The sequence below is a fragment of the Vallitalea okinawensis genome, assembly GCF_002964605.1.
Taxonomy (GTDB): domain Bacteria; phylum Bacillota; class Clostridia; order Lachnospirales; family PQDH01; genus Vallitalea_A; species Vallitalea_A okinawensis.
In genome coordinates this window covers 208,208-220,700 of the sequence record NZ_PQDH01000003.1, presented here as the reverse complement: position 1 = coordinate 220,700, position 12,493 = coordinate 208,208, and the positions used below count along the sequence as shown (strand labels likewise).

Annotated in this window: 12 protein-coding genes and 1 pseudogene; 11 read left to right on the top strand and 2 right to left on the bottom strand. The window is 34.6% G+C overall.

The window, feature by feature from the left end:
* Position 1: 1 nt before the first annotated feature.
* Together C1Y58_RS10520 and C1Y58_RS10515 are read left to right on the top strand one after the other, a co-directional pair.
* On the top strand, positions 2-1,552 hold the full coding sequence (locus C1Y58_RS10520; protein WP_105616000.1) for an alpha-amylase family glycosyl hydrolase: 1,551 nt from the start codon (positions 2-4) through the stop codon (positions 1,550-1,552).
* Positions 1,553-1,726: 174 nt separating this feature from the next.
* Positions 1,727-2,680 carry an endonuclease/exonuclease/phosphatase family protein gene (locus C1Y58_RS10515; protein WP_207655738.1) on the top strand — a complete coding sequence of 318 codons (954 nt, stop codon included), beginning with the start codon at positions 1,727-1,729 and terminating at the stop codon, positions 2,678-2,680.
* Between the two features lie 44 nt (positions 2,681-2,724).
* Here C1Y58_RS10515 and C1Y58_RS10510 read toward each other — a convergent pair whose 3' ends face one another.
* Positions 2,725-3,597 carry a hypothetical protein gene (locus tag C1Y58_RS10510; RefSeq protein ID WP_105615999.1) on the bottom strand — a complete coding sequence of 291 codons (873 nt, stop codon included), beginning with the start codon at positions 3,595-3,597 and terminating at the stop codon, positions 2,725-2,727.
* A gap of 307 nt (positions 3,598-3,904) precedes the next feature.
* Between C1Y58_RS10510 and C1Y58_RS10505 the strand changes: the two genes are divergently transcribed.
* The 5 genes and pseudogenes from C1Y58_RS10505 to C1Y58_RS27245 form a co-directional block, all read left to right on the top strand.
* Entirely contained in the window at positions 3,905-5,434 is a 1,530-nt protein-coding gene (locus C1Y58_RS10505; protein WP_170311571.1) for a DUF4489 domain-containing protein, read from the top strand.
* Between the two features lie 257 nt (positions 5,435-5,691).
* Positions 5,692-6,216 carry a DUF4489 domain-containing protein gene (locus C1Y58_RS10500; protein ID WP_157950046.1) on the top strand — a complete coding sequence of 175 codons (525 nt, stop codon included), beginning with the start codon at positions 5,692-5,694 and terminating at the stop codon, positions 6,214-6,216.
* A 68-nt stretch (positions 6,217-6,284) separates the two neighbouring features.
* Complete coding sequence (locus C1Y58_RS10495) at positions 6,285-6,779, top strand: DUF4489 domain-containing protein (RefSeq protein WP_105615996.1); 495 nt, start codon at positions 6,285-6,287, stop codon at positions 6,777-6,779.
* Positions 6,780-6,852: 73 nt separating this feature from the next.
* A complete protein-coding gene (locus C1Y58_RS10490) occupies positions 6,853-7,368 on the top strand; it encodes a DUF4489 domain-containing protein (protein WP_105615995.1) in 516 nt (171 codons plus the stop codon).
* Positions 7,369-7,425: 57 nt separating this feature from the next.
* Positions 7,426-7,488, top strand: a pseudogene (locus tag C1Y58_RS27245) (hypothetical protein); the annotation flags it as partial.
* Positions 7,489-7,764: 276 nt separating this feature from the next.
* Here the strand turns inward: C1Y58_RS27245 and C1Y58_RS10485 are convergent.
* Positions 7,765-8,682 carry a patatin-like phospholipase family protein gene (locus C1Y58_RS10485; protein ID WP_105615994.1) on the bottom strand — a complete coding sequence of 306 codons (918 nt, stop codon included), beginning with the start codon at positions 8,680-8,682 and terminating at the stop codon, positions 7,765-7,767.
* Between the two features lie 182 nt (positions 8,683-8,864).
* Here C1Y58_RS10485 and C1Y58_RS10480 point away from each other — a divergent pair, with 182 nt between their 5' ends.
* The 4 genes from C1Y58_RS10480 to C1Y58_RS10470 all read left to right on the top strand — a co-directional run bounded on the left by C1Y58_RS10480 (position 8,865) and on the right by C1Y58_RS10470 (position 12,475).
* Positions 8,865-10,916: a thioredoxin domain-containing protein gene (locus C1Y58_RS10480; RefSeq protein ID WP_105615993.1), complete on the top strand. Its 2,052-nt coding sequence runs from the start codon at positions 8,865-8,867 to the stop codon at positions 10,914-10,916.
* A gap of 130 nt (positions 10,917-11,046) precedes the next feature.
* The gene (locus C1Y58_RS27025; RefSeq protein ID WP_278286092.1) at positions 11,047-11,178 is read left to right on the top strand and encodes a hypothetical protein; all 132 of its coding nucleotides are present in this window, start codon (positions 11,047-11,049) and stop codon (positions 11,176-11,178) included.
* 391 nt (positions 11,179-11,569) lie between these two features.
* Positions 11,570-12,244: a nucleotide-binding protein gene (locus C1Y58_RS10475; protein WP_105615992.1), complete on the top strand. Its 675-nt coding sequence runs from the start codon at positions 11,570-11,572 to the stop codon at positions 12,242-12,244.
* 24 nt (positions 12,245-12,268) lie between these two features.
* The gene (locus C1Y58_RS10470; protein ID WP_105615991.1) at positions 12,269-12,475 is read left to right on the top strand and encodes a 4Fe-4S dicluster domain-containing protein; all 207 of its coding nucleotides are present in this window, start codon (positions 12,269-12,271) and stop codon (positions 12,473-12,475) included.
* Positions 12,476-12,493: the final 18 nt, after the last annotated feature.

Below are 12,493 nucleotides of genomic sequence, written 5' to 3'. Positions count from 1 at the left end.
TTTGAGAAAGAAAATAATGGCTGTGCTTTTATGCACAGCTTTTATAATAGGATTAAGTAGTTGCGGCGTTTTAGAACAAGAGGTAGAAAAAAGTGAAGGTGTCTATTATGAGATATTTGTACGCTCCTTTGCTGACAGTAATGGTGATGGTATCGGTGATATCAACGGTATAACAGAAAACTTAGACTATCTAGATGAATTAGGGGTTACTGGATTGTGGCTAACACCATTTAATCCATCACCAAGTTATCATAAGTATGATGTAACGAATTATTATGATGTGGACCCGGAATACGGTACAGTTGAAGATGTTCAACGATTGATAGATGAAGCTCATAAACGTGATATATCTGTAATAATGGATCTAGTCATCAATCACACATCATCGAAGCACCCATGGTTCAAGGAAGCTTCGTCAACAACAGATAGCTCCTATAAGGATTATTACAATTGGGCATCTTTGGAAAAAGGGGATATTAACCTAAAGACTAGAGTCTGGGGTCACCCAGTCTGGATTAAGAATAAAGAAGATTATTATTATGCTTTGTTTTGGGATCAGATGCCGGATCTAAATTATAATAGTGAAGCAGTAAGAAATGATGTAAAAGACATTGCTAAGTTTTGGTTAGAATTAGGTGTAGATGGTTTTAGATGTGATGCTGCTATGCATATCTTTGCTCCTGGTGAGGAACCTAACGGTACTAATATTAGGCAGGCAACTCTGGATTGGTGGAATGAATTTAAAACCTACTGCCAAGGAATAAACGATGAGGTCATTTTAGTTGGAGAAGTATGGACTGATCCAAAAGGAATTGCACCATACTATGAGAGTTTTGATATGCTATTTAATTTTTCAGTTGGTGAAGACTATCTTATTCCAATGATCAACACAGGTACAGATAAGAGTGGCAAGAATAATAAATTTGTTGATGATTTATATTCAGCTTTACAGACTTTTGAGACAACAAGTAGTGAATATATTGATGCGCCATTCTTGTCCAATCATGATCAGAACAGAGTGATGGGGAGATTGGGTAACAATGTGAAGCAAGCTAAACTTGCTGCATCCATTTATTTAACATTGCAAGGAACACCTTATATCTATTATGGTGAAGAAATTGGTATGTTGGGGAATAAACCAGATGAGCAAATAAGAGAACCTTTCATTTGGGGAGAAGAATCAGATTATCAAACGAGTTGGGAGCCGTTAACATATAATAACGAAACGGTATCGGCTGAAGAGCAACAGCTGGATGAAGATTCGCTGTACAATCACTATAGAGAAATGATTGATCTGCGACTAAATAATGAAGCACTGTATGCAGGACGTTTCAGTCCATTACACACAGACCGACCAGAAGTCATAGCTTATCAAATGACATCAAAAAATCAGAGTATCGTTGTCCTTCATAATTTATCAGAAGAAGTTCAAGATATTCTACTACATGAGGAAGTAGATTTGAAGGTAGAAGATATTCTCTATAGGAATGTCGCTGAAGAGAGTACATCTAGAATCCAACCTCTATCTACTACAATTATTGAAGTGAAATAGGTCTGTGGCATACAGAATTGAAAAGAGACTATAAGATACAAAAAGATGAAACTGGTTTTTGGGAGCTGGTTTCTTTTTTTGTATATGCCTATCAAAGTGTGAGAAGCTTTCCTATTATTGTACACTTAAGCGATATTCACCACATATAATAAAATAAAAAGGAGACAAGCTCTTATGCTTCTAAGAAAACTCCGAAAAAGTTGTATCAAAGTTATGACATGGAATATTTACTTTGGAGCGGATCTTAGCCCACTCATAGGCACAACTCCAGAGCAAATACCAGAAGTAATGTCAGAGGTTTTTGATCAAGTTCAGCAGACTGATTTTTTTTCAAGGGCAAAATCCATTGCTATTCAAATCTATAAAACAAGACCGGACCTAATTGGCTTACATGAGGTAGCGTTATGGACAGTACAATCAATGCAAGCTAATAGTGCTATAAACTTTTTAAGAATTCTTCTTTGGGATCTAAAAAAGCTTGGCTTAGAATATAATGTTATCGCTGTCAATAAAAATTTTAGAGATCAATTACCCAGTAGCACTGGGGAGGTTATTGGGTTATTGGATAGGGATGTTATACTTGCTAAATCTGATACTAGAATGAAATTTACCCATATTCAAGAAAGGAATTTTAGCATTAATTTAGTTGTTCCTATTGGAGGGCAACCTTTTACAGTTCTTAGGGGATGGTCTTCAGTTGATGTTAGCATAGATAAGGAAATGTTTAGATTAGTTAATACCCATTTAGAAGGTGATTCAACAGAAGTGCGTCTTGCACAAGCTAATGAATTACTAAAGAATGCTTGTGCTACTAATCTTCCCTTAATCCTAATGGGTGACTTCAACACTGATGCAGATGGAAATGATAACCCAACCTATGAGTTATTTATTGACTCAGGATTTATTGATGCATGGAATATTGTCGGTAAATGTTCTGGATTTACAGCTTTTCAAGCTAGAGATTTACTTAATGCAATATCCACATTAAGTGAACGAATTGACTTTATTTTCATAAGAAATGACTTCAAAGTACTTAACATAGCTACTGTTGGAAATTTACAGAAAGATCGTACGTCTATAGGTCTTTGGCCATCAGATCACGCAGGCATAATTGCAACATTAAAATAGCAAGGGTCAGGCAAGAATTATAGAATTCTAAGCCTGACCTTTATTTAATAATTATTAAACCAATTCTCAAATTGAGGGTAATTCTTTTGTAATAACGTCCTTGTTTCTATCGTAGAGGGATTTTTATCTTTAAACAATTTTATAACATTGTGTATGAAATCAATGCCTTCGGTTTTATAGATTTCATCTACCATTTTACTGAATTGTTTCTGATACCAATCATAATTAGCTGGATCTTTGAACCCAACTTCATCATAATGATTATCTAATTCCTCAAGGGTCTTGTATTGGAAACAACTAATATCTTTAAAAATGATATTGGTAAATTCATACCAAATAGTAGCATATAGGGGGTATTTTTCTTTAATAAATCCATAACAGAAATATGTGGCCATAAATTCTGCAAACCATGGATTTAAATTTTCTAATCCTAGTGCTGCACAGAAGGCGTGTCCAACTTCATGAAATCCAATAAGATCAACATAAAGACGTGATGCTGTTTCATAGGATACTCCTAAATCATTTAATTTATCATTTACCTGTTGAGGAACTTGGTTTTGTTGACTCAATGCAAGTGCCCCTCCTACAATTACCCCTGCTTGTTCAAATGGCATGCAGATGAGCCAAGGTTTGTTATCTGTATCGATCCATGGTAAACCGTAAGGAACATCACAAAATTTCCTTAAGTCATCTTCTTTAAGAATCATCATATGTAAATCGAATTGGACGGGAAAGTACTGTTTGTAGTCATTCATCATTTCTTCTATGAAATTCTTTAAGTTTTTAGCTCTTTCAGCTCCTCCGCTACTATAAAATGTTGTGACTTGTCCAGATAATTGAGGATATGTTTGGAGAGCGGTTCTTAAACTTTGATTTTCACTGTAGGAATCCATTTGTAAAGTATTATTGTCTTCCATGTTTCAATTACCTCCATAAATTATTTTACTCATGGTTCATTAGTAATGGTGTTAGGTGATTTACTTTATAGTTTATCACTTAAATGATATCTTCACAAGAATCGAAGAATAAGAAGATAAGGTAGTTACTTATCCTAAGAAGATTCTAAAAGCTTTTTTGAAATCAACTCTATATAGCCGTGAACTTTTATATCTTGATATGGTACTTGTTGCGATAGCAAACCATCACTGATTAAATTAAACAACATATACTGTAGTAAAAATTGAATTATAAGATGTTTAAGTTTTGGAGATGGGGAGAAATAAAGTGGCAAAAAAAAGACATAAACACTCTAAAAATCGTAGTAATCCTAAAGTTTGTGAACACCCTAGACCAAGTAAAATAATTCTAGAATGTGGAGAGGGAGCTGGAAGCAGAACCTTTACATCTAACAGTGATACATCATTTCAATTAGTTCATGTCACCCTCGATACCACTTGTCTAAAAAGACCTGAGGTATTAATAAGATTTTCTAGTCAAGTTAGGGTAGAAAGGTTAGATGCTGTGGCAACAGTTCAATTGCTATACGAATTGTTTAGATTAGATGATGACCAAGAACCCATATCTTTAGGTACTTGGTTGTTTGAAAAAGTTAATTTTGAATCCGGGGCCATTGAGAACCAACAAGAATCATTTAGTTTTACCTTTTGTGAATGCATGAATTATCCTAGATACTGTGACTATTTTGTAGCTGTAACACCTGTTGAAATAATTAACGCAACGGCAACGGTTAGTAATGGGAGAATAGCTGCATTATCTCAAAATTTAAGTGATTCTAATAAAGAGAATTATAAACTAGTTGACAAGAAAATTGATGATAAGTCTAAACATCCACATCAAGATCTTAAGGAAATTTTACTTGTATGCGGGCAAGGAAACGGAAGTGTAGTTTTTAGAGAGAATGAACCTCAACCACCAGTTGAAGTAGCTCATATTAGCACAGATACTACCTGCTTATATAAGCCTAAATCTATAATAAATTTTTCGATTAATATTAAAACGGGCTTTTCAGTAAATAATCTCCTACTTCAATTTGAATTATTGAGAAGTTGTAGGAATGGAGAACCTATATCATGTGGAACCTGGGTATTTGAAAGAACAGGAGTTGGCGATGCTGTAGAATTTACTGAGAGCTTTGATTTTATTTACTGTGAGCATAGTGCGCCTTCAGATTTTTACGACTATTTTATAACGGTTGAGCCTATTGACATAACTATTGGAAATGTTTTTGATGACTTAACGGTTGACGATGCTAGGATAGTTGCTCTTAACCAATCATCTGGAGATTCTGTTGAAAAAGTTAATTACAAAAGCCTAGATGATAGTTGCAATGATAGCCGCACCAATACGAAGAGTCCAAAACCTAAAAAAATATTACTCGCATGTGGTCAAGGGACAGGAATTAGAACGTTTACTTCATCAGAAGATCCTCACTTTCAATTAGCGCATGTGACCTTAGATGCCTCATGCTTAATCAAGCCTATGGTAAATATTGAGTTTTCAAGTACCATAAGTATTAATAGAATACTTGATGGATCTAGGACTGTTCAATTACGATATGATTTATATAGAGTAAGTGATAATGGAAGACCAATAACGGTGGGGACATGGCCTGTGACGACATTCAGATCAAGAAATATTGAGAAATCTACAAAAGCAATAAATTTTACGTTTTGTGATTACGTAACTTGTTCAGGCTATTATGAGTATTATGTGACAGTCACACCGGTTATAATCGAAGCCGCTACAGTAACGGTCGGTAATGGTGGGATAGCAGCATTAGGTCAAGAAGTATAATGGTGTATTAAATAGAAAGTCAATAGTCAAACAATGAGGTATATAGTCATTAACACCTCATTATTTTTTTGCATTATATACTTGGCATATTTTTTTTGCATAAATGACTTCCTTAAAGTTATCACTGATTCAATATAGGACATATAATATAGTGTAAATGGATTGTCCATGTTGTCAAAGTGCTGAAATTATTAGGTATAATTTTTTAGAATATACATGAGTCATATAGAACGAAAACTTAAAAGGGAGGAATAAAAGTGACATATTTTAATGGTAATAATGACAATGAATGCTGTAAAACAGATAGAGAATTCTCTGAATGTAAACCACAGCACCAAACAGCAAAAAGCATACTACTGGAGTGTGGCAGGGGGACTGGAAGGAGAATCTTTGCTTCATCTGATGACACTCCTTTTCAAATAGCCCGTGTAACAATTGATACTACCTCTTTAAAGAAACCAAATGTACTGATAAAATTTTCAAGTTCAGTAAGATTTGAAGGAGAACCTGACGCAACAATTCGTTTGAAGTATGAACTGTTTAAGGGATGCGGAGAAGGCAGCCCTATATCATGTAACTTACAGGTGTATGAAAAGATTAATGGCGACCTAGCAGTCAATGCAAGTACAGAGGATACTTTTGGTTTTATAACTTGTGATTGCATGACTTCTCAGAGATGTTGTGACTATTTTATAACTGTTACTCCCATTGAAATATCCGGTGCCAGTGCAATTGTCTTTAATGGTCAAATAACAGCCTTAGCTCAATCTTCAAGAAATTAGTTAAATAATGATTAGGCATAATCTTTGCAAAGGTAAGTCAATCAATGATAAAAAGGAGGCTTTAATGCATGATAAATAAGGACAGACATGAAGACTATGAAACCTGTAGTACAAATAAATCAAAAGGTATCATATTAGCATGTGGGCAGGGCAGTGGTATAGAGTTTTTGCTTCAGAATGACCCGCAGGCACAAATAGCCCATGTTACAATTGACCTATCTCATTTAATAAAACCTAAAGTTCTAATTGATTTTTCTAGTATAATTTCTTTTTTCTCAGGTGGTTCTGGTATTGAAAACCAATTTCGTTTTGAATTATTCAGGGTATGCGATAATGAAGCACCTGTGCTACTTGGGAATTGGGTATTTGAGAGAAGAGATACTGGTGGATCAACTGATACTTCTGTTGAGAAAATAGCATTTAACTTTAACTTTTGTGATTGTGTAAAATATCCTGGTTGCTGCCAGTATTTTGTCGTTGTGAGACCGCTTCTATTCTCAGGTATACCAGTAACAATTGATAATGCTAGAATAACTGCAATAGCACAATCTTCTAGTGATTAATCCATGTCTAGTAAAGTTCGTATTAACATAAGAAAGGTAAATAAGTCTTGAAAAAATAAAGGAGGTTTTATAGTTGGAACACTGTGACGTTATAGATTATTCAATTAGAGAGAAAAAAACTCTACTTGAATGTGGTGAAGGAAATGGAAGTAGGACATTTACTCCATTATCTAATAATCAGCCATTTCAGATAGCTAACGTAACTATAGATGCTAGCAAGCTATGCCATCCTATAGTGAATATTGAATTTTCAAGTGCGGTTAAGTTTGAAATAGCATCAGAAATGGGAGTCAGTGGGATTGTCAGATTAAGATATGAGTTATTTAGTTCATGTGACGGTAGAGAGCCATTATCGTTGGGTGTTTGGTTGTTTCAAAAGCTTACTACGTTGAGTGTGGGAGGGACTCGTTCTGAAACGACTTCCTTTGGGTTTGACTTCTGTGAATGTCTTACCTGCTGTTCTAGATGCATTGAATATTTTGTTTTAGTAAACCCAATACAAGTTGAAGCTACATCTCCATCTGGAGCTAATGAAGTTAAAGCGACTACCAGCAACGGGAGAATGGCTGCATTAGTTCAGGAAAAATAGAAGAAACATCTTTGTTAAAAAAAGTCCCTTCTACAACATACTTATAACCCAGTAGACTGGTATTCCTGGTCAGATGAAGCCTTTAAAAAACAAAAGCTGAAGATAAGCAAGTTTTCTTAAGTAGTGGTTATAGCACATGTCATTAGGTCATTATACTAAAGTATCGGATAATAAAGTAAGAGCCAATAATGACTCTTTTAGTACGTACAAGCTATTACGTTATCCCTTTTCTATTTATATGCATACTATCTAATCCACTGTTAAAGATACATGGAGAAACTATTTATTTAGTACTATTTTTCTTGAAACATGTCATATGTATATTTATTTCTTGTCTCACAGAATAAATAAGAAGATAATATGAAAAAATGTAACCATACTCTGATCTTCTTAACATTAAAACCAATTATTCTTAATCCACTTAATTGTCATTTCCAAGTCTAAATCATTAGCTAGAGATATCAAGGTAGGTGTTTTAGAGTACGCATCCAGGGGTATCGGTCCAATTTTTTTTGGAATTTCTAAATCTAAGCGACAATACTGCTCTCTTAAAAGCTGGGAACTATAAAATTCGTTAACAGGTATGTCGTTATTGAACAAGAGTTGTAATAGAGGGTAGGGTGGTTTGGGATAAAAAGCCCACTGACTAGCTCCCCATTTAGTTGTATCAGCGGTAATTTGCTGAGGGTATATTCCGGTACCGATTGATAAAAGATACATGTCATCAAGGGCTCCTATATTTCTCTGTTCACCTCTTGCAGCAGCTATAGCTGCTGTACTAGGATTGTTTGCTATAGTTGCCCCATCAATATGGTGTTTGTAAGAAGGGAAAAAGGTGGGTGCCGCATTACTAGCAAGGGCTACATCTATCACTAGAGCTTCCATATTTGTAGAACCGGGTAAATTGTTATAAAAGACAGGACCCCAATGAGGTTTCGAATAAGAACCTGTAACCCTAAATGAAGGTACCAGCACTTTGTGAGATAAATCTGATAGGCGTAAATTTTTAGGAAATACCATACTGAGTACTTCTTTGAGGTGTTTATTATCATACTTAGGCCTATAATAATTATGATAACGAGGGGTAAAAATGTATTTACCATAAAGGACATAAAAATCTACAAGATCTTCTGGTGAAAGACCATAAGCTAGGCCTAAGGCAATGATAGATCCAGTAGAGGTGCCGGCAAAAAGCTTAGTCATATTTATAAACTCAGAAAGTTCAGGTTCATCTTTTAATCTTTTTAGAAGAGTTGCTGTCAGCACACCCCTAATGCCTCCGCCGTCAAAGGTCATAATCCTGTACTTATCCATAAAAACACTCCTAAATAAACTTTTTATATAATTATGCGAAAATAGGAAAGCTCATGCTCCAAAAACAAAAATTTCTCTTAGTTTAACTCACATAATCGTTATTGAGGTATACTATTTATAATACCTCATTATTTTTTTGGGTAATATATTATTGACTATGAAAAAAATATGGAGATGATAGCATGAAAGCCGATAAAAAATCTAATAGACTGATTAATGAAAAAAGTCCATATCTTCTACAACATGCTTATAACCCTGTAGACTGGTATTCCTGGTCAGATGAAGCCTTTACAAAAGCAAAAGAAGAAGATAAGTTAGTTTTCCTAAGTATTGGTTATAGCACATGTCATTGGTGTCACGTTATGGAAGAAGAATCATTTGAAGATGATGAAGTAGCTGAATATCTCAATGCCCATTATATTTCGATAAAGGTTGACCGAGAAGAGAGACCTGATATTGACTCTATCTACATGAATTACTGTCAAGTCGTCACTGGGCATGGCGGATGGCCTCTTACAGTTTTTCTTACTCCTGATAAAAAACCTGTCTATGCAGGGACCTACTTCCCTAAAGAGAAAAGATATGGTGTTATGGGGTTCATGGAACTGTTAGAAGCCATAGCTGATCAATGGAAAAGTAATAAAGAAAAAGTTATAGCAGCAAGCGACAAGAGTATTGATATATTGCAAAGGATGGAGGTTCATCGTAAAGAAGAATTAAAGCAAGAACTTTACGATGATGCATATCGGTATTTTGAAAATAATTTTGATCGAGTGTATGGTGGGTTTGGTGATGCACCGAAATTCCCATCACCTCATCAACTCATGTATTTGTTGAGGTACTATGAACTGACGGGAGAAGAAAATGCCTTAGAAATGGTAGAAAAAACACTAGAAGGTATGTATAAAGGTGGTCTGTTTGATCATGTGGGCTTTGGATTTGCACGCTATTCCACAGATAGACAGTGGTTGGTGCCGCATTTTGAGAAGATGCTTTACGATAATGCGTTATTGATGATGACTTATTCAGAAGCTTATTTAATTACAAAGAAAGATTTATATAGAGAGCTTGTGGAGAGGACTGCCACATATATTATCCGAGATATGACAGATGAAGAGGGCGGTTATCACTCTGCTGAAGATGCAGATAGTGAAGGTGCAGAAGGAACCTATTATTTATGGGATAAAAAAGAGATTGAAGACATATTAGGTCCTGAAGATAGTCGAATATATATCAATTATTATAATATAACGGATGAAGGTAACTTCGAAAGTAGGAATATCCCAAATCTATTAGGGATAGAGATGGGAGAACTTGCTGAAGATAAAGGTTTGAATAGTCGATTACAAGAAATGAATAAGCGTCTACTCATGCACCGTGAACGCCGAGTAAAACCTCATAAGGATGATAAAATCCTTACCTCATGGAACGGTCTTATGATTGCTGCAATGGCTAAAGCAGGTAGAGTATTGAAGGATAATGACCTGATCAAATCAGCTGAGCGTGCTTTTTGGTTTGTAGAAAAGAAACTTAAAACTGAAGAAGGAGATTTATATACCCGTTATCGAGAAGGAGAAGCAAAACATCATGGATTTTTAACCGGATACACGAATCTTGTATGGGGATTATTAGAGCTTTATGAGGCTACATTTAATATTAATTTCTTAAATCTCGCAGTTGACTATGCAGATAAAATGCTGGACAATTTCTGGGATTATGAGCAAGGCGGCTTATTTATGTATGGTGAAAAAAGTGAAACCATGATTGTTCGCCCTAAAGAAGTTTATGACGGTGCTATGCCTTCAGGTAATTCTGTTGCATGCTATGTACTCATTCGATTAAGTCGATTATTAGATAAGAAAGAATATGAAGAAAAGGCAATGGGGATAATCGAAGCCTTTAGCTCGGATATTAATAAGGTGCCTTATGCACATGGTTTTTTATTATTATCAAAAATGTACAGTGAACAGTTATTTAATAGAGTCATTATTTCGGGTTACAAATGTGATGAGACATGTCAGTCTATGATTGGATACATGAATGAACAGTTTACACCATTTACATTACTCATATTGAATGAGAATGAAGAAATTCGCAAGAAGATTCCTTATCTTGATCATTATGAAGAAAAAGAGGGACAAACAACAGCTTATGTGTGTACAAAGGATGCTTGTCAAGAACCAGTACATGATTTAGTTGGTTTAGAAAAAACTATAGGGAAGACAGTAGAATAGGGCTTAATTCATGAAATAAGTTAATGTGATTAGTATTCGACATAATTTTGGTACTATGGGATATACTAAAGTACGCGTAAGTAAATGAAATACTGTAATGTCTTTTAGTTCATAAAAAGGAGTGTCGTATATGTCCCATCAAAAAATTGAAAAAGCTAGTCAGCCAGGTAACATAGGGACTGGTGAAATACCACAACAAGGCTCACAAAAGAGTAGAAAAAGAAGCGGAATTCAGAAAAAGAAGAGCAAGCACAAAGACTAAAATGTAGCAATACTACTAAAAAAACCACTGAATGTTGATCGGTGGCTTTTTTTAGATGGCATTTTTCCGAATTTCAACATTTAGTTTGACAATCAAAGTATATATTGGTTAAAATATATAAAGGGATAGTACTTTATAGCGTATATATGGTTAAGTATTTAACGAATATATGTTTATGAAAGTTTTCCTGTTGTTATAACTGTATAATGAAAGATAAAAGGCTTGTTTTTCATTCCTTAAACGAAAAATTTATATTGTTGAAAAAGAATGGGAGAAAAATTTATATTGTTTTTGGCGTTATCTTGGAATAATAAATCGTTTATGATATTATTGAATTAAGGATTTTGGAAATGATTATAATAAATTCTTACTTAGATTGGGGTATGATAAAATGCCTAGAAACTTAGATATATCAATTGTTACAGGGCACTTTGGCAGTGGAAAAACCGAATTTGCCATTAATTATAGTTTGCAATTAGCCAAAAAAGGGAAAAAAACAGTTCTAGTGGACTTAGATATTGTCAATCCTTTTTTTCGTTCGACAGAAGTTAAAAAAATGCTTGAAGAACAAGGGGTAGAAATGATCTGCCCAAATTTTGCTACAACCAATGTGGATGTACCTTCATTACCAGCATCTGTTTACAGTGCATTTGAAAGAGAAGATACACATGTGATCTTTGATGTTGGTGGAGATGAAGATGGTGCAAGGGCATTAGGACAGTATTATCCTAATTTTAAAGACAAGGACTATCACATGTATTTCGTTATCAATACTTGCCGACCATTTGCAAGTGATATTTCAGAAGTAGTAGGTTTAGCAAAGAAAATTGAAGCACAATCAAGACTTACATTGACAGATGTGGTTAATAACACGAACCTATCCTATGAAACAACGATTCAAAATATCTTAACAGGCCAAGAAAAAGTTGAAGAGATTGCCACGATCTTAAATTTGCCTGTTACTTATACTTGTTTAGAGCAAAAATTCATAAAAGAACTACCAGAAAGGTTAAGAGATTCAGCTTTTCCAATTAAAAGGTATATGAAACCACTATGGGAAGAGTAATATTTTTACGAAAGGGGTTTTAAAATGGCGAAGGTAATATTTGATGTAGACAGATGTAAAGGTTGTGGGTTATGTACAACAGCCTGTCCTAAGAAAATAGTACTTATGGCAAAAGATAAGATCAATGTAAAAGGGTATCATCCTGCCACAGTTGATGAAATGGATAAATGCATTGGTTGTGCTTTTTGTGCTACCATTTGCCCAGATGCAGTAATTACGGTTGAAAAGTAGAGTTAATTCAAGGAGGAG